Here is a 21,384-nt window from a genome sequence, read left to right as displayed (position 1 = left end):
GGCCACTGTCCAATTATCGACTTTGAGAGGATAAGGTAATGCAAGTTATTCTGCTTGATAAAGTAGCAAACCTGGGCGGCCTGGGCGATCAGGTCAACGTTAAAGCGGGCTATGCTCGTAACTTCCTGGTTCCGCAGGGCAAAGCTGTGCCGGCAACCAAGAAAAACGTTGAGTTCTTCGAAACTCGCCGTGCCGAACTGGAAGCCAAACTGGCTGACGTTCTGGCTGCAGCCAACGCTCGCGCTGAGAAAATCAACGCGCTGGGCACCGTGACCATCGCTTCTAAAGCGGGTGACGAAGGCAAACTGTTCGGTTCTATCGGTACCCGCGACATCGCTGACGCAGTAACTGCGGCTGGCGTTGAAGTGGCGAAAAGCGAAGTTCGCCTGCCGAACGGCGTTCTGCGCACCACCGGTGAGCACGAAGTGAGCTTCCAGGTTCACAGCGAAGTATTTGCTAAGCTGAACGTGAACATCGTTGCTGAGTAAGTAATTCAGTAATAAGAAAACGCCGGCCCTGAGCCGGCGTTTTTTTTGTATCGCTATCAGCGGTGAGATCGGTTGCGGCGGCGCGCAGGTCATTGCGCGCGCAGGAAAGTACCGTCGGTCTGACGGGTAAAGAGCACCGGCCCATTTTCACCTTCAACCGTTAATCCGGTCACTACGCCGTTTGCATCCTTACGAATTTTTACCTGCTGACCGCTATGCAAATTACTCAACGGTTTATCATCGCCCTCAACCCGCGCCATGGCGAAAACATCATTCACCTCCAGATTATTATCGCGAAACAACTGCGCCAGCGTCTGACCAGAGGCAATTTGATAACTTTGCCAGCGATCCTCATCTTTTTGCGGCGTCGCCGGTTGTGGAGCAGCAGGGGAATTATTATAAATCTCGGCCTGCAACGGCACCTCTTTGCTGCCGACCGTGTTCGTCGGGCGGGGAGCCGTATCGTGCGGAGAGGGCTCAGGCCAGAGAAAGGCCACCAGCATCACCAACAAAGCCAGAATAATGCCGCGGCGATGCGCTGGCGGCAGGGGACTCATCCAGCTGATGCGGTCCGGCAGATGCCAGATGCTTGTCAGCCGTGATCGGATGCCAGGATGGGATTCGTTATGCATTACATTTACCTCCAGCACCTCGGGCGCGTCGCAGTTACTTTCAACGATGAATTATGGGCAAAAAAGAGGCAAAGTGCCTGTCTGGATTACAAAAATTGCGATGGCGCTATTGTTTCCTTTTCGCTACGAAAAGTCATTGAGAGAATGCATATTTTACCGCCGCAGCGTGGGCTGATATGCTGCCCGCTCTTTTGATGCAATGATGAAAGGATAAATTATGACGACCCCTTCTTTTGACAGCCTTGAAGCTCAGGCCAGCTACGGTATCGGTTTGCAGGTAGGGCAGCAGCTGCTGGATTCCGGCCTGCAGGGATTACTGCCGGAAGCGATGCTGGCGGGCCTGCGCGATGCGCTGGAAGGGAATGCGCCTGCGGTGCCGGTTGACGTCGTACATCGTGCGCTGCGTGAAATCCACGAGCGTGCTGACGCCGTTCGCCGTGAGCGCCAGGAGACGATGGCGGCGGAAGGACAAACGTATTTGCAGGAAAACAGCCAGCGTGAAGGGGTGAACAGCACCGAGTCTGGCCTGCAGTTCCGCGTCATTCACCAGGGAACCGGACCGATTCCGTCTCGTCAGGATCATGTACGCGTTCACTATACCGGCAAACTGATCGACGGCACCGTATTCGACAGCTCCGTTGCGCGCGGCGAACCGGCGGAATTTCCGGTCAGCGGCGTGATCGCCGGCTGGATTGAAGCCCTGACGCTGATGCCGGTTGGCTCAAAATGGGAATTAACCATCCCGCACAACCTGGCCTACGGCGAGCGCGGCGCTGGCGCCTCTATCCCGCCGTTCAGCACGCTGGTGTTCGACGTTGAACTGCTGGATATCATTTAACGCTCGCGGTGTAAAAAGCCGGTCAATCACAGCAGCAGTAGCATAATAAAAAGCCAGCGTATGCTGGCTTTTTTCTTTAGGCCGTTCGCTAACAGAGAGCGCTATTTCTTATTCTGCAGGTCAAGGCGATAAATGGCGAAGCCGTTCTCATCCTGTTGCAGATAGCGCATGGGCCAGACGCCATAGCGTGCGATAAAGTCAGCGGCCTTTTCACTCGGCGAGGTTTCAAAGCGAATATCCAGCGGCACGTTGCTCTGCACAGGAGCCAGCCGCCAGTTGTTATCCGCCTGCGGACGCACCTCTCCCTGCGATCGGGTTTGCGCGCTAATCCAGGCTGAAACCACCGAGCGGTTTTCATCCGGCGAAGAAAACGCAATATATTTTTCGCCGGTGCCGGCGAACTTGCCGCCCCAGGCGCGGTAGTTATTGGTAGCGACCAGGAAGGTGGCTTTCTCATCAATCGGTCTGCCCTGCCAGGTCAGGTCTTTAATACGCGACGCCTGCGGGTTAATTAACTGGCATTCCTCATCGTAGCGCGCCGGCTGCGTCACATCGATCTGGTAGTTCACGCCGTCGATAACGTCGAAGTTATAGGTGCGATAGTTCCAGTTAAGCAGCGCCTGCGGCTGCCGCTGCTGCGGATCGATCTGATTAAACTGGCCTGCGGAGCACTCCAGCCACTCTTTAACCTGCGCGCCGTTAACCTTCATCACCACCAGCGTATTGGGATAGAGATAGAGATCGGCAGCGTTACGAAAGGTCAGATCGCCTTTTTCCACTTCGGTATAGCTGGCCGGATCGTTTTTGCGTCCGCCAGCTTTGAAGGCGCGGCAGCAGAGAGCACCGGCAGCTCCGCCAGGTCGGGATCGCCCTGAATAAAATGTTCTACGTATGCGCGCTGCGCATTATTCACGACCTGTACCGTCGGATCGTCCTGCACCAGCGCCAGATAGCTGTACATCACGTCGGCGGATTTGCCGATGGGCCTGGCGACAAAATCGCGCGTGGCGTGATGCGCGTCGGCCAGCGCCTCGACCAGCGCCGCGTCCTCCTGCGCCAGCGATTTTTTCGCGGCTTTATCATAGATTGGCCGCGCCTCGGCGCGCGCCTGCGTCACCTGCCATTTGCCGCTGTCATTGCTGAGCGTGAGATCGACCACGCCAAGATGATCGCCCCACATGCCGGGCATCACCGCCGGTATGCCGTTCAGGGTGCCCTGTTTGATATCCGCGCCGGGAATGGCCGCGAAGTCGTCGCTGGGGAAGACCGCATGCGCATGGCCAAACATAATGGCGTCAATGCCGGGCACCTGGCTAAGATACCAGACGGAGTTCTCCGCCAGCGCGTGATAAGGCTCGCTGGAGAGGCCGGAGTGAGCGATGGCGACCACGACGTCGGCGCCCTGTTTACGCATTTCCGGCACCCAGCGACGCGCCGTTTCGGTAATATCCTCCACCGTGACTTTGCCCGCCAGGTTCGCTTTGTCCCACACCATGATTTGCGGCGGCACAAAACCGATATAGCCCACCTTTAGCGTATGGGTTTTGCCGTCCCGTCCGGTTACCTGCTCGGGCTTGATAATCCACGGCGTAAAGCGCGGTTTGCCGGTGGCAACATCGATAATATTGGCATTAATATAGGGGAAGTGCGCGCCCGCCAGCGCCTTTTGCAGGTAGTCGAGGCCGTAATTAAATTCATGGTTGCCGAGATTGCCGACGCTGTAGTTCAACCGGTTCATCGCCTGCCAGACCGGATGCGTCTCTCCCGTATTGAGTCCTTTCGCCGCCATATAGTCGCCCAACGGGCTGCCCTGAATCACGTCGCCGTTATCAACCAGCACGCTGTTTTTCACTTCCGCGCGGGCGGCGGCAATCAGCGTGGCGGTGCGCACCAGGCCGAACTTGTCGGTGGGCTTATCTTTGTAGTAATCGAAATCCATCATATTACTGTGCAGATCGGTCGTTTCCATGATGCGCAGATCTACCGTCGCGGCGGAAACCGCCATCGAAACAGCCGACAGAGCCAGTAGCGTTATGCCTTTAATCATTTTTCCTCCTGAAAATAGTCCGTTAACATTCTCAAAATAATCGGCAAACGTGACGTTTCTTCGTATAAATGTGTGACGGCGAACAGATAAATAATCCCTCAGGCCGCCATCATCAGACGCTAAAAAGCGCCGTCGCCGCAAGAGTAATGACAGCGGCGCGTTAAGTATGCTATTGATAAATAAATAATCTGTGGACAGGGCAGGCTGATGAGCGCGGCAAAGGGCGATCAAGCGTCAGATGCTATGCTTAAAGAGTATGATCCTACGCAGTAAGCCTGGCGCTGGCGCAGGGCTTATCCTGATCATCAATAAAGAGGTGGAAAATGTTAGAGCAAATTTGCCAACTGGCGCGCGAAGCGGGCGACGCCATTATGAAGGTCTACAATGGCGAGGCTCCGCTCGACGTTTCTCACAAATCTGACGATTCGCCAGTGACCGCCGCCGATATGGCGGCGCACAACGTTATTATGCGCGGCCTGCAACAACTGACGCCGGAAACGCCGCTGCTCTCAGAAGAAGATCCGCAGAGCTGGGAAGTGCGTCAGCACTGGCAGCGCTACTGGTTAGTCGATCCGCTGGACGGCACCAAAGAATTTATTAAGCGCAACGGGGAGTTCACCGTCAATATTGCCCTGATTGAACAGGGTAAGCCGGTGATGGGCGTGGTCTATGCGCCGGTATTGGGGGTGATGTATTCGGCGGCTGATGGAAAGGCATGGAAAGAAGAGGCAGGGCAGAAAACGCAGATTAAGATCCGTGACGCCCGGCCGCCGCTGGTGGTGGTCAGCCGCTCCCACCGCGACGGGGACGAGCTGGAAGAGTATCTGAAGCAGCTGGGAGAGCATCAAACTATCTCTATCGGCTCCTCTCTGAAGTTCTGCCTGGTGGCGGAAGGCAAAGCGCAGCTCTATCCGCGCTTTGGGCCGACCAATATCTGGGATACCGGCGCGGGACATGCGGTGGCGATCGCCGCCGGCGCGCACGTCCACGACTGGAAAGGGCGCCCGCTGGACTACGCGCCGCGCGAATCTTTCCTTAACCCAGGCTTTCGCGTCTCCATCTTCTGAACTAGTTAAGCAGCTGGTGCAACAGGGCGATCACCTGTTGCACCTCCTCCTGCGTCAGCGCGCCATCTTTAACAAAGCGCACCCGCCCATCCTTATCCAGCACCACCACCGCAGAGCCGCCTTTCTCCAGCTGCCAGGCGCGTTTGGCGACGCCGTCGCTGTCGACGATAAACTGCGACCACGGATACTGCTTTTTATTGTTCTCAATACTGCTGCGCACGAACATACCGGTTCCGGGAATGGCGTCGTCCGTATTGATAATGGTGGTGGTCTGGTAGCGATCGTGCGGCAGCTTCGCCTGCTTGATCGCTTCGATCAGCGCTGCGTTTTTCTCTTTCGCCGATGAGCGTCCGGCGATGTGCTGCAAGACCCGTACCTTGCCGATGAGCTGGGCGCTGTTCCAGGTGCGATAGCTGAACGAATCCTGTTGATAGTTAAGTTCTCCTTTATCACTGATGCCTACCGGCGCAACGCGTTGGCCGTTAATAAAATCGTGGGCGCTGCCGGTTACAGGCAACAACAGGCTCAATACAAGGGCAAACGAGACGCGAGTCATTATTTTTTCCTTTCAGCAGGTGATCGGACCACTTGGTCATGTTTCTGAAATAATAAGCAGCCATGATGCTGCTGTCTCGCCGGCCTGCCAGCTTTGCGGCGGACTGCACAAATTGCTGTCGGCAGAGCGTTTATACTGCGTTAAAAGGCAGTGATAACAGAGTCTCCTGTAATGATGTGTCAGTTCAGTAAAAAACTTTAATTTTAGGAACACAGGAAACGGATGATGTTCTATAGTTTATCGGCATTTGACGCTTCATGGGCGCGTACCGATTTTGGCAACGGCGAAGCGTATTAATTTTTCAGGAGTTGAAAGTAAGATGAAGATTTTTCAGCGTTATAATCCTTTCCAGATCGCTAAATACGTTAAAACATTGTTTAAAGGAAGGATTTATATCAAGGATGTGGGCGCGTTCGAGTTTGATAAAGGCAAGATTCTCGTACCGCGCGTAAAGGATAAGCAGCACTATAGCGTGATGTCGGAAGTGAACCGTCAGGTGCTTCGACTGCAGGCTGAGTATCAGTGATGATACCGGGGCGCGGCAATCGCGCCCTGATGCTGTAAGGCGGTCCGAAAACGTCTGACCGCCTCCCCGCTAAGCTTTCTCTGTTACTCTTCCGTTTCTTTACTGATTGTCAGGGTTGCCGGACGCTCATCAATACGCGTCACCAGCAGCTGATCGATACGGTAGCTGTCAATATCCACCACTTCGAACTTATAGCCGGCGAACTTGACGAAATCGGTGCGTTTCGGGATTTTACGCAGCATATACATCATAAAGCCGCCGATGGTTTCATAGTTGCCCGACTGCGGAAACTCATTGATATCCAGTACGCGCATGACATCGTCAATCGGCGTGCCGCCTTCAACCAGCCATGAGTTCTCGTCGCGTGCGACAATCTGTTCTTCCAGCCCCTGGCCGACCAGATCGCCCATCAACGTGGTCATCACGTCGTTAAGGGTAATGATGCCCACCACCAGCGCATACTCGTTCATGATCACGGCGAAATCTTCGCCAGCGGTTTTGAAGCTTTCCAGCGCCTCAGAAAGCGTCAGGGTATCAGGCACGATCAGCGCGGAGCGAATCTGCACGCCGCTGTTCAGGGCCATACTCTGATTGCCCAGCACGCGCAGCAGCAACTCTTTGGAATCGACATAGCCGACGATATGGTCGATATCGCCGTTGCAGACCAGAAATTTTGAATGCGGATGAAGGGCGATTTTCGTCTTCAGGCTGTTTTCATCTTCATGCAGATCGAACCAGATGACATTTTCACGCGAGGTCATGGAAGAGGGAACGGTGCGCGATTCCAGTTCAAACACGTTCTCGATCAGCTCATGTTCCTGCTTGCGCAACACCCCGGCCAGCGCGCCCGCTTCCACCACCGCATAAATATCATCGGAGGTGATATCGTCTTTACGCACCATCGGGATTTTAAACAGGCGGAAAATCATGTTGGCCATGCCGTTGAAAAACCACACCATCGGGCGGAACAGCAGCAGACAGAAACGCATCGGATTGATAATGCGCAGCGCGATCGCTTCCGGCGCAATCATCCCGATTCGTTTGGGCGTCAGGTCGGCGAACAGAATAAACAGGCTGGTCACCAGGGTAAACGAGCAGATAAAGCTCAGCTGATCGGCCAGCTCCGCAGAAACCAGCCCATCGAACAGGTTGCGAAACGACGGGGAGAAAGCGGAGTCGCCGACGATACCGCCGAGGATGGCGACGGCGTTCAGGCCGATTTGCACGACGGTAAAGAACATGCCCGGCGTTTCCTGCATTTTCAGCACGCGCTGCGCGTTGATATTGCCTTCATCGGCCAGCAGTTTGAGTTTGATTTTACGCGCGGCCGCCAGCGATATTTCCGAAAGTGAAAAAAAGGCGCTGACCGCAATCAACACGAGTATGACAAGCAAGCTATCTAACATATAGAGTCCATTGGTTTTTGATACTTGTCATTTTTGGCCTGGGCAGCGCGCGAAGCGGTATCGCCGGACCTTACGGTTATGCTGAGCTATCCGTGCCAAAAATGTCTGCGCCGGTTCGACACGCAGGGTCGGGGCAGAAAGGAATGACAAAAGCTGTTGTAAAGGCTGCCGTCGATTATAGCAGTAGCGCTATAGCGCCCGCCAGCGCTGTTGCAGCGGCGCGGCGCGCAAAAAACAAGCGGCCAGGTTGCGTCTGAGAAAATAAGGCTTTCCACTACCGATGCGCACAGAATAAGCATTCCCGGTTGTAACGCAGCGCGGGTTTGCGGACAATACGTGCGAAATTTGCATTAACAGCATTTTTTATCCTGGCGTCCACGCGGCCGGTGCGTCAGGCATACAGCTATGCTGTTAGACAAACTTGACGTCGACATAAGCGCTTGTGGGTTGGCGATGTTATTTGTCCCTAAAAAATATGGGGATTTGGCAGCATTAACAGGAGTAAGCGTGCCACGAATTCATGTCTGTTACATGACCTGTTTGCTGATTGCCGCGCCTGCCGCTCAGGCAGCCAATATCCGCTTACAGCTTGAAGGGTTAAACGGGGAGCTACAGAAAAACGTCCGGGCGAGGCTTTCCACCATTGATACCGATGAGGTCACGGCGGACGGACGTTTTCGCGCGCGCGTAAAAAAAGCGATAGAAGAAGGACTGCGCGCGCTGGGCTACTACGAGCCTGATATCGATTTTGAGAGCCGTCCGGCGCCTGCGCGGGGCGGCAGGCCGGTGCTGATCGCGCGGGTGGCGCCCGGCGAACCGGTGAAAATCGCCGGCAGCACCATTATCCTGCGCGGCGATGCGCGCAACGACGCCGATTATCAACAGTGGGTAAAAGAGGGAAGGCCCAAAAACGGCACTATCCTCAACCATGGCAAGTATGACAGCTTCAAAAGCGGCTTTACCAACCTGGCGCTGCGCAACGGTTACTTTGACGGCGATTTTAAGAAAAGCCAGCTTGGGGTGTCGGTGGAGCGACGCGAAGCTTACTGGGATCTCGATTACGACAGCGGCAAGCGCTACCGCTTCGGCGATGTGACGTTCGAAGGTTCGCAAATCCGCGAAGAATATCTGCAACATCTGGTGCCGTTTAAAAAAGGCGACTACTACAGCTCGCGCGATCTGGCGGAGCTGAACCGCCGCCTGTCGGCTACCGGCTGGTTCAACTCGGTAGTGGTGGCGCCGGAATTCGACAAAACCACGCCGGATAAAGTACTGCCGCTCAGCGGCGTAGTATCGCCGCGCACGGAAAACACCATTGAAACCGGTATTGGCTACTCTACGGATGTCGGCCCGCGCCTGAAAACCACCTGGCGCAAACCCTGGGTCAACTCGCGCGGCCACAGCCTGACCACCAGCGCTAATATCTCCGCCCCGGAGCAGCAGCTTGATTTCAGCTATAAGGTGCCGCTGCTGAAAAATCCGCTGGAACAATATTATCTGGTGCAGGGCGGCCTGAAGCGCACCGACCTCAACGACACTAAAGCGGACACCACCACGCTGGCGCTGTCGCGCTACTGGGATAACAGCACCGGCTGGCAAAAAGCGGTCAACCTGCGCTGGAGCCTGGACCACTTTACCCAGGCCAACGTCACCAACACCACCATGCTGATCTATCCCGGCGTCAGCGTTAACCGCACCCGATCGCGCGGCGGCCTGATGCCGTCATGGGGCGATTCGCAGCGCTACTCCGTTGATATCTCCGACACCACCTGGGGCTCCGACGTCGATTTCCTCGTCTTGCAGGCGCAAAACGTCTGGATCCGCACGCTGGCCGAGCGGCACCGCTTTGTCGCGCGCGGCAATCTTGGTTGGATCGAAACCAACGATTTCGAAAAAGTGCCGCCCGACCTGCGCTTCTTCGCCGGCGGCGACCGCAGTATTCGCGGCTATAAATACAAAGGCATCTCGCCGCGCGACGAGGACGGCAAGCTGACCGGCGCCTCTAAGCTGGCGACCGGATCGCTGGAGTATCAGTACAACGTGACCGGCAAGTGGTGGGGCGCGGTGTTCGTCGACTCCGGCGAGGCGGTTAACGATATTAAGCAGAGCAACTTCAAAACCGGCGCTGGCATCGGCGTCCGTTGGCAGTCGCCCGTGGGGCCGATCAAGTTCGATCTGGCGCGGCCCATCGGCGATAAAGAGGAACACGGATTGCAGTTTTACATCGGACTGGGGCCTGAACTATGAAGCTATGGAAAAAGGTCCTGATCGGGATTCTGATCTTTTTAGCGGTGCTGTTGGGCGGCGTGCTGTTTCTGGTGGGCACCACGCCCGGTCTGCATCTGCTGCTGAACGGCGCGGCGCGCTGGGTGCCAGGGTTCTCTATCAAACAGGTGGACGGCGGCTGGCGCAACCTGACGCTCAAAGACGTGCAGTATGAGATGCCGGGCGTGACGGTCAGCGCGGGCGAATTTCATCTGGCGGTGCAGCTGGGCTGTTTGAAAAACTCCGCCTTCTGCGTCAACGATCTGGGGTTGAAGGATGTCAATGTCGTGGTCGACAGCAGCAAGATGACGCCCGCTGGCGAACCGCCGCCGGAAGAGGAAAGCGGCTCAGGCGAGATCAGCACGCCTTATCCGATTACGCTGCGCCATCTCAGCCTACACAATATTAACGTTAAAGTTGACGACACTGCCATTTCGCTGCTGGATTTCACCAGCGGACTGCACTGGCAGGAGCGTGCGCTGACGCTTACCCCGACGCATATTCAGAGCCTGCTGGTGGCGCTGCCGAAAGCGGCGAAGGTCGCCAATGAGCAGGTGGTGCAGCCGAAGATTCAGCAGCCTCAGCCGCAGGAAAAACCGCTGGGCGAAACGCTGAAGGCGATGTTTGACCAGCCGCTGCTGCCCTCAATGCCCGATTTCCGCCTGCCGCTCGATATCGAGGTACAGGAAATTGTCGGCGAGCAGCTGCGTCTCACCGGCGATACCGATCTGGCGGTGAACCGGCTGCTGCTGAAAGCGAAAACGCAGGATCGTCTGCTGCAGCTGCAAACGTTGGATATCGATTCGCCGCAGGGACAGGTAAAAGCCAACGGAGAGGCGCGGCTGGCGGATAACTGGCCGGTCGATTTCACCCTGAACGGCGCGCTCAAGGTGGAGCCGCTGAAGGGGAGAAGATTAAAATGACGCTGGGCGGCGCGATGCGTCAGCAGCTTCAGCTGGCGCTCAACCTGTCCGGCCCGCTCGATGCGCAGCTGAGCGGCCAAACCGAACTGGCGACCGCCGGGCTGCCGTTGCAGCTGAAGCTGACCAGCCCGCAGCTGCGCTGGCCGCTGACCGGCGCGACGCAGTATCAGGCCGATAATCTGGACTTCAGCTTTAGCGGCAAGGCGACCGATTATGTGATGTCGCTGCGCGCCGCGCTGAAGGGCGAGGCGATCCCGCCAGCCGGGCTGACGCTGGACGGCAAGGGCAACGTTGAGCAGTTCAGCCTGGATAAGCTGCGTCTTTCGGCACTGAAGGGCCATGCCGATCTCAGCGGCGTGGTGGACTGGAGTAAAGCGATCAGCTGGCGCAGCGAACTGACTCTCTCCGGCATCAATACCGCGCAGCAGTATCCCGACTGGCCCGCCACGCTGGACGGCAAAGTCACCACCCGCGGCAGTGTCTACGGCGGCAGCTGGCAGATGCGCGTGCCGGAACTGCAGCTGCGCGGCAAGGTGAAGCAGAACGCAGTTTCCGCCGACGGCACCCTGTACGGCAATAGTTATAACCAGTGGAATATTCCCGGCATCAAGCTGGTGCTGGGCCGCAACAACCTGAACGTGAAGGGCGAACTGGGCGACGCGTTGAATCTGGACGCCACGATCGACGCGCCGCACCTGGACAATGCGCTGCCCGGTCTTGGCGGCGTGGCGAAAGGCATCATCAAAGCGCGCGGCACGCTGCAGGCGCCGGAGCTGCTGGCGGATCTCACCGCCACCGGCCTGCGCTGGCAGGAACTGAACATCGCCCGCGTCCGGCTGGAAGGCGACGTGCGATCCAGCGATCGCGTGGCGGGCAAGCTGGCGCTGCGCGTTGATCAGCTGAAGCAGGCCTCACTGACCATCAGTCGCCTGACGCTGGATGCCGACGGCGATGAGAAAAAGCATCAGCTGAAGCTTCAGGTGAACGGCGAGCCGGTTTCCGGCCAGCTGATGCTGAACGGCAGCTTCGATCGTCAGCAGCAGCGCTGGCAGGGCACGCTGAACAACACCGTCTTCGATACGCCGGTCGGCGAATGGCGTCTGACGCGCGCCATGTCCATCGACTACCTGAACGCTCGCCAGACCGCCACCATCGGCGCGCACTGCTGGCGCAACCCGAACGCGCAGCTCTGCGTGCCGCAGCCGATCGAGGCGGGGCCGGAAGGCCATGCGCGCGTCGAGTTGAACCGTTTCGACCTGGCGATGGTGCGGCCTTTCCTGCCTGATGAAACGCAGCTGGTGGGCCTGTTCAGCGGCGACGCCGACGTCAGCTGGCGCAGCGACGGCTCGCTGCCGACCGGACGCGTGGCGCTGAAGGGACGCGGCGTGAAGGTGACGCAGGATGTGCAGGGCAACGCGCTGCCGATCGCTTTCGATACGCTGAACCTTAACGCTGGCATGCGCGACGGCCGCGCCGAGCTGGACTGGCTGCTGCGCATCGCCAACAACGGCCAGTTCGACGGTAAAGTGCAGATCGGCGATCCGCAGAAACGTCGTACTCTGTCGGGCAATATCAACATCAATAACATTTCGCTGGCGCTGCTGAATCCGGCGCTGATGCGCGGCGAAAAAGTGGCGGGCATACTCAGCAGCAACCTGCGGCTGGGGGGCGACCTGCAACGTCCGCAGGTCTATGGTCAGCTGGGGCTGCGCGACGTGGATATCGACGGCAGCTTTATGCCGGTCGATTTGAACAGCGCCAATCTCAATATGGTGTTTAACGGCATGCGCTCCACGCTGGAAGGACTGATCCAGACGGCGCACGGGCAGATCAATCTCAATGGCGACGCGGACTGGAGCCAGCTGGATAACTGGCGCGCCCGCATCGCCGCGCGCGGCGATCGCGTGCGGGTTACCGTGCCGCCGATGGTGCGCATGGACGTGTCGCCGGATCTCACCTTTGAAGCCTCGCCCGTCGCGTTCAATCTCGATGGCCGCGTCGATGTGCCCTGGGCGCGCATTATCGTACAGGAGGTGCCGGAGAGCGCAACCGGCGTCTCTTCCGATGAAGTGCTGCTGGATGAAAACCTCAAGCCGGTCGCACCGCAAACGGCGGCGATTCCCATCAACAGCAACCTGATTATTCACGTCGGCGACGATGTGCGTCTCAGCGCGTTCGGCCTGAAGGCGAAGCTGAACGGCGATCTGAAGCTGGTGCAGGATAAGCGCGGTCTGGGGCTGAACGGCCAGATCAACATTCCATCCGGCCGCTTCCACGCCTATGGACAGGATCTGGTGGTGCGCAAAGGCGAGTTGCAGTTCGCCGGCCCGCCGGACCAGCCGTATGTCAACCTGGAAGCGATCCGTAACCCGGAGGCGACCGAGGATGGCGTCACCGCCGGTCTGCGCGTGACCGGCCTGGCGGACGAGCCGAAAGCGGAGATTTTCTCCGATCCGGCGATGTCGCAGCAGGAGGCGCTTTCTTATCTGTTGCGCGGTCAGGGACTCGATACCAACGGCGACAGTAATGCCCTGTCTTCAGCTTTGGTGAGTTTAGGGGTTGCACAAAGTGGTCAGGTTGTGGGTAAAATCGGCGAGACCTTCGGCGTCAGTAATCTCGCCCTTGACACTGCCGGTGTTGGCGACAGCCAGCAGGTGCAGGTCAGCGGCTACGTACTGCCGGGGCTACAAGTAAAATATGGGGTTGGCATCTTTGATTCACTGGCGACTTTAACCTTGCGTTATCGCCTGATGCCCAAACTCTATCTGGAAGCAGTGTCCGGCATCGACCAGGCACTCGATTTGCTCTATCAGTTTGAGTTTTAGCAATGCGAATAATTGTCTACGGCAGTTTACGGCGCAAACAGGGAAACAGTCACTGGATGACAAACGCGCAGTGGCTCGGCGATCATCAGATTGAGGGCTACGACCTTTACAACCTGGGCCTCTATCCCGGCGTCGTGCCGGGCGAGGGCACGGTGTACGGGGAAGTTTACCGGATTGACGCCAGTACGTTGGGCGAACTGGACGCGCTTCGAACCAGCGGCGGCGAATACAAGCGCCAGCTGATTCAGACGCCGTACGGCAGCGCCTGGATGTATGTGTATCAACGTTCGGTCGCAGGACTGACGCGCATCTCAAGCGGCGACTGGCTGCGGCGGGATGAGGCTTCATCCGGGGAATAAAAAAACACCGCCTTGTGGGGCGGTGTTTTTGTATCAGCGTAGTGAGCGAACTCACCGGGCAAATTATTTCTTCGCCGCGCGCTCGAAAGAGGTGCGGATCTCTTCTTTAGCCGCTTCTGCGTTATCCCAGCCGTCGACTTTAACCCACTTGCCTTTTTCCAGATCTTTGTAGTGTTCAAAGAAATGGGTGATCTGCGCGCGCAGCAGTTCCGGCAGGTCGTTCACATCTTTGATGTGATCATACTCTTTAGAGAGTTTAGTGTGCGGTACCGCAACCAGCTTGGCGTCTTCGCCAGATTCGTCGGTCATTTTCAGCACGCCGACCGGACGGCAGCGGATCACGGAACCCGGCTGCAGCGGGTAAGGGGTCGGAACCAGCACGTCAACCGGATCGCCATCCAGGGAGAGGGTGTGGTTGATGTAGCCGTAGTTGCACGGATAGAACATAGCGGTCGACATAAAGCGGTCAACAAACAGCGCGCCAGATTCTTTATCCACTTCATATTTGATCGGATCGGCGTTGGCCGGGATCTCGATGATGACATAGATATCTTCTGGCAGGTCTTTACCGGCTGGAACCTGGTTCAAACTCATCTCGCTTTCCTTCATTCGTCATAAGTTGAGTGACGGCTATTATAGCCAACTGGCAATGAAAGTATGCCCCCTTTTTCGGCTTTCGGAATGCTCCAGCCGCGGCTATTTATTGAAAATAAACAGCGAAACCAGGCCGGCGGCGATCAGCGGCCCCACCGGCACGCCGCGAAACAGGGAAACGCCGATAATCGTGCCGATCAGCAAACCGCCGACGATGGTCGGTTGACTGCTCATCAGCGCCACGCCGCGGCCGCCCAGCCAGGACACCACAATGCCCACCACGATCGCCAACAGCGATTTCCAGTCGAGAAACGATTTCAGCAGCGTACTGGCCGGCAGCGAGCCGCTGGCCAGCGGCGCCATCACGCCCACCGTTAAAATAATGATCCCCAGGGTCAGCCCCTGTTTCTCCACGTACGGAAAAAATTGGGAAAGCGGCGTCACTTTAAGCAGCAGCAGAATGGCGATAGAGATCGTCACCGCCGTGTTATGGACCAGCAGGCTGAGGCCGCCGAGTACAACTAATATCAAAACAGACGCATAGGCCGTCATCGCACGCTCCGCATGCAAGCCAAACAGGGAAGCCGTCACTATAACAACGGATTGAAACAGGCGCGAGACGCGTGTGGCATAACGAGGCGGGGACGCGGCGGGCATGCCGGCAAAAAAAACCGCCTGCGGAAGGCAGGCGGCTTGATACTCATCAGGACTGATGATCGTCTGGATATTCACGCATAAAGCGCTCCACATCCTCAACCATCGCATCATTGCCGACGAAGAACGGGCTACGCTGATGCAACGCTTCCGGCTGCAAATCGAGAATGCGGTTTTTACCGTCGCTCGCTTTGCCGCCCGCCTGTTCGGCGAGAAACGCCATCGGGTTGCATTCGTACAGCAGGCGCAGCTTGCCGCTGGGGTGGCTGGCGGTGCTGGGGTAGAGATAGATGCCGCCTTTCAGCAGGTTACGGTGGAAATCCGCCACCAGCGAGCCGATATAGCGCGACGTGTAAGGGCGGTGGGTCGCTTTATCTTCTTCCTGACAGAACTTGATGTACTTCTTCACGCCCTGCGGGAAACGAATATAGTTGCCTTCGTTGATGGAGTAGGTGTAGCCCTTCTCCGGGAAGGTCATGCGTTCCTGGCTCAGGCAGAAAACGCCCAGCGACGGATCGTAGGTGAAGGCGTGCACGCCGCAGCCGGTAGTGTAGACCAGCATGGTTGACGAGCCGTAAACCACATAGCCGGCGGCGACCTGCTTATTGCCCGGCTGCATAAAGTCTGCTTCCGTCACCGGCGTGCCTGGCGGCGTTACGCGGCGATAAATTGAGAAAATCGTCCCGACGGAAACGTTTACGTCGATGTTGGACGAGCCATCCAACGGGTCCATCAATACCACGTACTTACCGTTTTCCACGCCTTCGAAGATGACGATCTCGTCTTCTTCTTCAGAGGCGATGCCGGCGACGATGCCGCGTGCTTTGAGCGCCGCCTTCAGCTTTTCGTTGGCGAACAGATCGAGCTTCATCTGTTGTTCGCCCTGAACGTTTTCCACGCCGCTGGCGCCCAGAATATCAACCAGACCGGCTTTATTAATATCGCGGTGGATAATTTTAGCGCCCAGCTTAATAGCGGAGATCAGCGCGGTCAGTTCACCGGTGGCATGCGGAAAGTCGTGTTGCTTCTCGACGATAAATTCGCCTAATGTTTTCATAACACAATCCCTGAATCTACGATGGAATAGCAGCATAGGGTACAAAGCTGCAACGTATGCCATGGCAGTTTAGCCGAATGAACCGCAAAGACCATAGGCCAAATCCGTTTCTTCCCGCGTCGCTCGGCGTTACACTGTGTTCCGAACTTTTTTCGTAAACGGACCTTTTATGCGTATTCATATCCTTGGTATCTGTGGCACCTTTATGGGCGGGCTGGCGATGCTGGCGCGGGCGATGGGCCATGAAGTGACCGGCTCCGATGCCAATGTTTATCCGCCGATGAGCGTGCTGCTGGAGAATCAAGGTATTGATTTAATTCAGGGTTACGACGCCAGTCAGCTCGAGCCCGCGCCGGATCTGGTGATCATCGGCAACGCGATGACGCGCGGCAACGCCTGCGTGGAAGCGGTGCTGGAGCGCAACATTCCCTATATGTCCGGGCCGCAGTGGCTGCATGATTTCGTGCTGCGCGACCGCTGGGTGATCGCCGTCGCCGGCACCCATGGCAAAACCACCACCGCCGGCATGACAGCGTGGATTTTACAGGCCTGCGGGCTGGAACCGGGCTTTGTCATCGGCGGCGTGCCGGGGAATTTCTCCGTTTCCGCCACTTTAGGAAAAAGCCCATTCTTCGTTATCGAGGCGGATGAATATGACTGCGCCTTTTTCGACAAGCGTTCTAAATTTGTCCACTACTGCCCGCGCACGCTGATCCTGAATAACCTTGAATTCGACCATGCGGATATCTTTGACGATCTGCGCGCGATTCAGAAACAGTTCCACCATCTGGTGCGCATCGTGCCGGGACAGGGAAAAATTCTGCTGCCGGAGCATGACGCCAACCTGAAGCAGGTCATGGCGATGGGCTGCTGGAGCGAGCAGGAGACCGTAGGCGAACATGGCCGCTGGCAGGCGAAAAAGCTGACGCCGGACGCGTCGCGCTGGGAAGCCTGGCTGGACGGCGAGCGCGTAGCGGAAGTGAACTGGTCTCTGGTGGGCGAGCACAACATGCATAACGGCCTGATGGCGATTGCGGCGGCGCGTCATGTCGGCGTGAAACCGGAAGACGCCGGACGCGCGCTGGATGAATTTATCAATGCACGTCGCCGTCTGGAGCTACGCGGCGAAGCGAACGGCATCAAGGTGTACGATGACTTCGCACACCATCCTACGGCGATTCTGGCGACGCTGGCGGCGCTGCGCAGCAAAGTTGGCGGCACCGCCCGCATCCTCGCCGTACTGGAGCCGCGCTCCAACACCATGAAGCTCGGCGTCAGCAAAGAAGATTTAGCCCCCGCGCTGGGGCGCGCCGACGAGGTGTTCCTCTATCAGCCGCATCATATTCCGTGGCAGGTGGCGGAAGTGGCGGACGCCTGTATTCAGCCCGCGTTCTGGAGCGCCGATATCGATACGCTGGTGGAAACCATCGCCAAACATGCGCATCCGGGCGACACCATTCTGGTGATGAGCAACGGCGGTTTCGGCGGCATTCATCAGAAACTGTTGGATCGTCTGGGCAAATAGTCGGCGTTTATCAACCCGCGTCGTAAAGGGCGCGGGAAGACAGAAGGGGAAGGCCAGCGCTACGCTCCAACAGAAAGAGCGTAACGCGGCGCGAGATCAGGCGGTTTCCGCCAGTTCGCGCAGGTACTGAAAAATCTGCCGGTAGGCCTTGGGCGGCTTATTGGCCGCTTTCTCTTTCTGCGCATTGCGGATCATGCTGCGCAGCTGCTGACGATCCGCATGCGGCCAGAGGTTCAGCACGTCGGCAATCGCATCATCGCCCTGTTCCACCAAACGATCGCGCATCGCTTCCAGCTTGTGGAACAGCGCAATCTGCTGGTTATGGCGGTTCTTCAGCTTATCCAGCGCCTGGTAGATCGGGTCGGGATCGCGCGCGCGCAGCAGCTTGCCGATCAGCTGCAGTTGACGGCGGCGGCCCTCTTTCTTGATGCGCTGCGCCAGTTCAATGGCGTCGCGCAGCTCTTCGTCCAGCGGCAGGCGATCCAGGGAATTTTTACCCAGTTCCACCATCTCCGCGCCAAGGCGTTTCAGCTCCTCGGCGTCACGTTTAATCTCACTCTTACTGACCCAAATAATCTCTTCATCTTCTTCTTCTTGATTATCCGGTACGTCGTCGAGCCACTCTTCGGGGTGTTTCGTCATTATCAGGCTCCTGAAAAAGAGGCTAATGCTATCAGGTTACGCGGCTACTGCGAAATTGTTCTCTGAGTCTGTTAGACTCCAGATTAAGGATACAACTCACGCGTTGCCGTGCATTATCTGGTTTAAGCAGGCTAAGCCAGCGCGGCAGACCGTACTCATCATATTATGGTAGGTCAATGAAAATACTTACTCAGGTTGCAGAACAACGTAAAGTGCTGGAGCAGGCGGTCGCCCAGGCGCTGGAACTGGCGAAAGCGGACACCGACGGCGCTGAAGTAGCGGTCAGTAAAACGACGGGTATCGGCGTTAGTACGCGTTATGGTGAGGTAGAAAACGTCGAGTTCAACAGCGATGGCGCGCTGGGTATCACCGTTTACTGGCAAAACCGCAAGGGCAGCGCCTCGTCCACCGATCTCAGCCCCGATGCGATCAAACGTACCGTACAGGCGGCGGTGGATATCGCCCGCTACACCTCGCCCGATCCTTTCGCTGGCATGGCCGATCGCGAGCTGCTGGCGTTCGACGCGCCGGATCTCGATCTTTTCCATCCGTGGGAGATCGATCCTGATAAAGCGATCGAGCTGGCGGCGCGCGCTGAGCAGGCTTCGCTACAGGCAGATAAGCGCATTACCAATACCGAAGGCGGCAGCTTCAATAGCCACGTCGGGATTAAAGTGTTCGGCAACAGCCACGGCATGTTGCAGAGCTACTGCTCCAGCCGCCATTCGCTCTCCAGCTGCGTGATTGCGGAAGCGGAAGGCGATATGGAGCGCGACTACGCCTATACCATCGGTCGGTCGATGAGCGATTTACAGTCGCCGGAATGGGTGGGACAGGAGTGCGCGCGCCGCACGCTTTCTCGTCTGGCCCCGCGTAAATTGCCGACGATGAAAGCGCCGGTGCTGTTCGCGCCGGAAGTGGCGACCGGGCTGTTCGGCCATCTGGTCGGCGCCATCAGCGGCAGCAGCGTCTATCGTAAATCAACCTTCCTGCTCGATGCGCTGGGCACGCAGATCCTGCCGCAATGGCTCACCATTGAAGAGAAGCCACACCTGCTGAAAGGCCTGGCCTCGACGCCGTTCGACAGCGAAGGCGTGCGGACGCAGGATCGCGAGATTGTGAAAAACGGGGTGCTGCAAAGCTGGCTGTTGACCAGCTACGCCGCGCGCAAGCTGGGGCTGCAAAGCACCGGTCACGCCGGTGGCATCCATAACTGGCGCATCGCCGGTCAGGGCAGCAGCTTTGACGATCTGCTGAAGCAGATGGGCAAAGGCCTGGTCGTAACCGAGCTGATGGGTCAGGGCGTTAGCGGCATTACCGGCGACTACTCGCGCGGCGCAGCGGGCTTCTGGGTGGAAAACGGCGAAATTCAGTATCCGGTAAGCGAAATTACCATTGCCGGTAATCTGAAGGATATGTGGCGCAACATCGTGACCGTCGGCAACGATATTGAAACGCGCAGCAATATTCAGTGCGGCTCCGTGCTGCTGCCGGAAATGAGCATCGCCGGACAATAATCATTAAATAACCGCACCGGGCGTTTAAAACGCCCGTTTTTTTTCGCCTGTCTTTCTTTCTATTGCACGGTTATAAACGTTAATTTGACGTTATTTTCGCGTAATAAAATGATGTTCACGCCCGCATTCATCACATTTCCTTATTCTTCATTTTCTTTTTAGCGCTTTAATTCCATCTGACAATCAGGGGCTTACCTTTTCGTGAGTTTTTCGCACCCGCCCTGCAAGAAATAATCTTTTTTAACTGCGCAGATGCGCAAAATAATTTTTTGCGACCTCGCGCACCTTCTGCGCCTCTATTTCCACTTTCAGGCGGAAAAAGTCGGGCTACAAACTCGCAGGGGTTAACGGTACTTTGTTTTCAACACGAAAAAATGGAACGTCAGTTAATCAGGAGTGGGGAAGGTGAATAACATAGCGGAACAGAAGTCGGCAAGCGACGCGGAGATTGCAGCGCTCGCCGAGCGGGTAATGAAACAGATCGAGGCGCTTTTTACCGCTGAGGCTATTTATCCAAATGCGGTGCAGCAGCAGATGCTGGCCTCCCACGTACGCGCGATGGCGCTGCGTTCGCTAACCGGCGAACCGTTGCCGGAAGTGGAAGCCGAACTGTTTGAAGATATCTCGCCGGAGTCGATGCGTCTGGCACAGCAGGTGGTCGATCTGTTCGGCAATCTGCCGCGCGAAGAGGCGTGGTTGCTTTCGGTGCATTTTGAAGTGGCAAAAGCGAATTAATCATCGGGCAGGCGCAGCCCTGCCGGCAGTCAGCAAATACAACAGAAGGAATGCAGTATGGTAACCGTAGTGATTGGCGATCGTTTAGGTAAAGGACAGAAAGTCGCGGCTGGCATTGAAAAAGCGGGCGGACGCGCGGTGGTTGTCCCGGGCGTGGCGGCGGATATGAAGCTGGGCGACGTAATGAAAGCAGAAAATGCCGATTTCGGCATTTCATTCTGCGGCAGCGGCGGCGCGGGCGCGATTACGGCGCAAAACAAATATGGCTATAAAGCCAGGCACGGCATGCGCTCTATTGACGAAGGCGTAACGGCGATTAACGAAGGCGCGACGGTGCTGGGTTTTGGTTTTATGGACAAAGAGGAACTGGGCGAGAAGCTGGTGCAGGCCTGGAATAAAAAGTACGGCAGCTGAGTATGAAAGAACAATTCACGACCTCGGTTCTCGTTAAAGGCAAAGGCGATACGCGAGGCAAAGCCTTTGCCGATGCTCTCAGCCGCGTTCAGCAGCAGGTGCTGCAATCCACGAACAAAATTTTGCTGCGCATCGAACCACAGGACGTAAAGGTTATTCGGGCGCAACAGAGCGTCAAAAAGGAAAAGTTTCTGTTTTTCTTTCTGGCACGTGAGCGGCGGAATTACAGCGTGGAGCTGGAAATTACCGTCAACGTTACCGTAATTGATACTGACAAGGTGGAGTTTACGGTAGCGCAATAAAAACGTTGGGCG

At 57.0% G+C, this 21,384-nt stretch carries 18 protein-coding genes and 2 pseudogenes; 12 read left to right on the top strand and 8 right to left on the bottom strand.

Going from position 1 to position 21,384, the window contains the following annotated elements; all coding sequences use genetic code 11:
- Positions 1 to 38: 38 nt before the first annotated feature.
- A complete protein-coding gene (gene rplI / locus C2E16_RS18415; protein ID WP_038623917.1) occupies positions 39 to 488 on the top strand; it encodes a 50S ribosomal protein L9 in 450 nt (149 codons plus the stop codon).
- Positions 489 to 577: 89 nt separating this feature from the next.
- Here the strand turns inward: rplI and C2E16_RS18410 are convergent, their stop codons facing one another.
- On the bottom strand, positions 578 to 1,120 hold the full coding sequence (locus tag C2E16_RS18410; protein ID WP_084970348.1) for an OapA family protein: 543 nt from the start codon (positions 1,118 to 1,120) through the stop codon (positions 578 to 580).
- A 217-nt stretch (positions 1,121 to 1,337) separates the two neighbouring features.
- Between C2E16_RS18410 and fklB the strand changes: the two genes are divergently transcribed.
- Positions 1,338 to 1,958, top strand: coding sequence for an FKBP-type peptidyl-prolyl cis-trans isomerase (gene fklB, locus C2E16_RS18400; protein ID WP_038623926.1), 621 nt, complete (start codon positions 1,338 to 1,340; stop codon positions 1,956 to 1,958).
- Positions 1,959 to 2,059: 101 nt separating this feature from the next.
- Here fklB and C2E16_RS18395 read toward each other — a convergent pair.
- Positions 2,060 to 4,005 (bottom strand): annotated as a pseudogene (locus C2E16_RS18395) (bifunctional 2',3'-cyclic-nucleotide 2'-phosphodiesterase/3'-nucleotidase).
- A 323-nt stretch (positions 4,006 to 4,328) separates the two neighbouring features.
- Here C2E16_RS18395 and cysQ point away from each other — a divergent pair.
- Positions 4,329 to 5,072 carry a 3'(2'),5'-bisphosphate nucleotidase CysQ gene (gene cysQ, locus C2E16_RS18390; protein ID WP_038623930.1) on the top strand — a complete coding sequence of 248 codons (744 nt, stop codon included), beginning with the start codon at positions 4,329 to 4,331 and terminating at the stop codon, positions 5,070 to 5,072.
- A 1-nt stretch (position 5,073) separates the two neighbouring features.
- Here cysQ and C2E16_RS18385 read toward each other — a convergent pair whose 3' ends face one another.
- Positions 5,074 to 5,628: a YtfJ family protein gene (locus tag C2E16_RS18385; protein ID WP_038623931.1), complete on the bottom strand. Its 555-nt coding sequence runs from the start codon at positions 5,626 to 5,628 to the stop codon at positions 5,074 to 5,076.
- Between the two features lie 319 nt (positions 5,629 to 5,947).
- Between C2E16_RS18385 and C2E16_RS18380 the strand changes: the two genes are divergently transcribed.
- The gene (locus tag C2E16_RS18380; protein WP_038623933.1) at positions 5,948 to 6,154 is read left to right on the top strand and encodes a DUF1107 domain-containing protein; all 207 of its coding nucleotides are present in this window, start codon (positions 5,948 to 5,950) and stop codon (positions 6,152 to 6,154) included.
- Between the two features lie 83 nt (positions 6,155 to 6,237).
- Here the strand turns inward: C2E16_RS18380 and C2E16_RS18375 are convergent, their stop codons facing one another.
- Positions 6,238 to 7,560 carry a polyamine export protein PaeA gene (locus C2E16_RS18375; protein WP_038623935.1) on the bottom strand — a complete coding sequence of 441 codons (1,323 nt, stop codon included), beginning with the start codon at positions 7,558 to 7,560 and terminating at the stop codon, positions 6,238 to 6,240.
- A 531-nt stretch (positions 7,561 to 8,091) separates the two neighbouring features.
- On the opposite strand from C2E16_RS18375, the gene tamA reads away from it, so the two are divergent.
- The 3 genes and pseudogenes from tamA to C2E16_RS18360 all read left to right on the top strand — a co-directional run bounded on the left by tamA (position 8,092) and on the right by C2E16_RS18360 (position 13,932).
- A complete protein-coding gene (gene tamA / locus C2E16_RS18370; RefSeq protein ID WP_174705334.1) occupies positions 8,092 to 9,807 on the top strand; it encodes an autotransporter assembly complex protein TamA in 1,716 nt (571 codons plus the stop codon).
- A pseudogene (gene tamB / locus C2E16_RS18365) lies at positions 9,804 to 13,573 on the top strand (autotransporter assembly complex protein TamB). Before tamA ends, tamB begins: the two are co-directional and overlap by 4 nt.
- Positions 13,574 to 13,575: 2 nt before the next feature.
- Positions 13,576 to 13,932, top strand: coding sequence for a gamma-glutamylcyclotransferase family protein (locus C2E16_RS18360; RefSeq protein WP_038623941.1), 357 nt, complete (start codon positions 13,576 to 13,578; stop codon positions 13,930 to 13,932).
- Between the two features lie 63 nt (positions 13,933 to 13,995).
- On the opposite strand, the gene ppa is transcribed toward C2E16_RS18360, so the two are convergent.
- The 3 genes from ppa to fbp all read right to left on the bottom strand — a co-directional run bounded on the left by ppa (position 13,996) and on the right by fbp (position 16,237).
- Complete coding sequence (ppa, locus tag C2E16_RS18355; protein WP_038623944.1) at positions 13,996 to 14,526, bottom strand: inorganic diphosphatase; 531 nt, start codon at positions 14,524 to 14,526, stop codon at positions 13,996 to 13,998.
- 102 nt (positions 14,527 to 14,628) lie between these two features.
- Positions 14,629 to 15,078 carry a DUF441 domain-containing protein gene (locus tag C2E16_RS18350; RefSeq protein ID WP_038629860.1) on the bottom strand — a complete coding sequence of 150 codons (450 nt, stop codon included), beginning with the start codon at positions 15,076 to 15,078 and terminating at the stop codon, positions 14,629 to 14,631.
- A gap of 151 nt (positions 15,079 to 15,229) precedes the next feature.
- Positions 15,230 to 16,237, bottom strand: coding sequence for a class 1 fructose-bisphosphatase (gene fbp / locus C2E16_RS18345; RefSeq protein ID WP_038623947.1), 1,008 nt, complete (start codon positions 16,235 to 16,237; stop codon positions 15,230 to 15,232).
- Between the two features lie 169 nt (positions 16,238 to 16,406).
- Between fbp and mpl the strand changes: the two genes are divergently transcribed.
- A complete protein-coding gene (gene mpl, locus C2E16_RS18340; protein WP_084970346.1) occupies positions 16,407 to 17,762 on the top strand; it encodes a UDP-N-acetylmuramate:L-alanyl-gamma-D-glutamyl-meso-diaminopimelate ligase in 1,356 nt (451 codons plus the stop codon).
- Positions 17,763 to 17,858: 96 nt separating this feature from the next.
- Here the strand turns inward: mpl and yjgA are convergent, their stop codons facing one another.
- Positions 17,859 to 18,404 carry a ribosome biogenesis factor YjgA gene (gene yjgA / locus C2E16_RS18335; protein WP_038623951.1) on the bottom strand — a complete coding sequence of 182 codons (546 nt, stop codon included), beginning with the start codon at positions 18,402 to 18,404 and terminating at the stop codon, positions 17,859 to 17,861.
- 176 nt (positions 18,405 to 18,580) lie between these two features.
- On the opposite strand from yjgA, the gene pmbA reads away from it, so the two are divergent.
- From pmbA to C2E16_RS18315, 4 genes are all read left to right on the top strand, one after another.
- The gene (gene pmbA / locus C2E16_RS18330) at positions 18,581 to 19,921 is read left to right on the top strand and encodes a metalloprotease PmbA (RefSeq protein WP_038623953.1); all 1,341 of its coding nucleotides are present in this window, start codon (positions 18,581 to 18,583) and stop codon (positions 19,919 to 19,921) included.
- Positions 19,922 to 20,326: 405 nt separating this feature from the next.
- Positions 20,327 to 20,656: a glycine dehydrogenase gene (locus C2E16_RS18325; RefSeq protein WP_052133845.1), complete on the top strand. Its 330-nt coding sequence runs from the start codon at positions 20,327 to 20,329 to the stop codon at positions 20,654 to 20,656.
- A 57-nt stretch (positions 20,657 to 20,713) separates the two neighbouring features.
- Positions 20,714 to 21,070 carry an SFCGS family glycine-rich protein gene (locus C2E16_RS18320; protein WP_038623955.1) on the top strand — a complete coding sequence of 119 codons (357 nt, stop codon included), beginning with the start codon at positions 20,714 to 20,716 and terminating at the stop codon, positions 21,068 to 21,070.
- 2 nt (positions 21,071 to 21,072) lie between these two features.
- On the top strand, positions 21,073 to 21,372 hold the full coding sequence (locus C2E16_RS18315; protein WP_038623957.1) for a DUF4312 family protein: 300 nt from the start codon (positions 21,073 to 21,075) through the stop codon (positions 21,370 to 21,372).
- Positions 21,373 to 21,384: the final 12 nt, after the last annotated feature.

This window comes from Mixta calida (assembly GCF_002953215.1).
GTDB lineage: Bacteria > Pseudomonadota > Gammaproteobacteria > Enterobacterales > Enterobacteriaceae > Mixta > Mixta calida.
Note: the sequence above shows the minus strand (reverse complement) of the source record. Positions and strands in the feature narration are given on the sequence as shown.

Bases quoted from the DNA above. Each gene is read 5' to 3' on its own strand.
- mpl (WP_084970346.1), top strand. From the start codon at position 16,407: ATGCGTATTCATATCCTTGGTATCTGTGGCACCTTTATGGGCGGGCTG.
- C2E16_RS18410 (WP_084970348.1), bottom strand. From the start codon at position 1,120: ATGCATAACGAATCCCATCCTGGCATCCGATCACGGCTGACAAGCATC.
- ppa (WP_038623944.1), bottom strand. From the start codon at position 14,526: ATGAGTTTGAACCAGGTTCCAGCCGGTAAAGACCTGCCAGAAGATATC.
- C2E16_RS18315 (WP_038623957.1), top strand. From the start codon at position 21,073: ATGAAAGAACAATTCACGACCTCGGTTCTCGTTAAAGGCAAAGGCGAT.
- C2E16_RS18320 (WP_038623955.1), top strand. From the start codon at position 20,714: ATGGTAACCGTAGTGATTGGCGATCGTTTAGGTAAAGGACAGAAAGTC.
- cysQ (WP_038623930.1), top strand. From the start codon at position 4,329: ATGTTAGAGCAAATTTGCCAACTGGCGCGCGAAGCGGGCGACGCCATT.
- fbp (WP_038623947.1), bottom strand. From the start codon at position 16,237: ATGAAAACATTAGGCGAATTTATCGTCGAGAAGCAACACGACTTTCCG.
- yjgA (WP_038623951.1), bottom strand. From the start codon at position 18,404: ATGACGAAACACCCCGAAGAGTGGCTCGACGACGTACCGGATAATCAA.
- fklB (WP_038623926.1), top strand. From the start codon at position 1,338: ATGACGACCCCTTCTTTTGACAGCCTTGAAGCTCAGGCCAGCTACGGT.
- C2E16_RS18350 (WP_038629860.1), bottom strand. From the start codon at position 15,078: ATGACGGCCTATGCGTCTGTTTTGATATTAGTTGTACTCGGCGGCCTC.
- pmbA (WP_038623953.1), top strand. From the start codon at position 18,581: ATGAAAATACTTACTCAGGTTGCAGAACAACGTAAAGTGCTGGAGCAG.
- C2E16_RS18385 (WP_038623931.1), bottom strand. From the start codon at position 5,628: ATGACTCGCGTCTCGTTTGCCCTTGTATTGAGCCTGTTGTTGCCTGTA.
- tamA (WP_174705334.1), top strand. From the start codon at position 8,092: ATGACCTGTTTGCTGATTGCCGCGCCTGCCGCTCAGGCAGCCAATATC.
- C2E16_RS18360 (WP_038623941.1), top strand. From the start codon at position 13,576: ATGCGAATAATTGTCTACGGCAGTTTACGGCGCAAACAGGGAAACAGT.
- C2E16_RS18380 (WP_038623933.1), top strand. From the start codon at position 5,948: ATGAAGATTTTTCAGCGTTATAATCCTTTCCAGATCGCTAAATACGTT.
- rplI (WP_038623917.1), top strand. From the start codon at position 39: ATGCAAGTTATTCTGCTTGATAAAGTAGCAAACCTGGGCGGCCTGGGC.
- C2E16_RS18375 (WP_038623935.1), bottom strand. From the start codon at position 7,560: ATGTTAGATAGCTTGCTTGTCATACTCGTGTTGATTGCGGTCAGCGCC.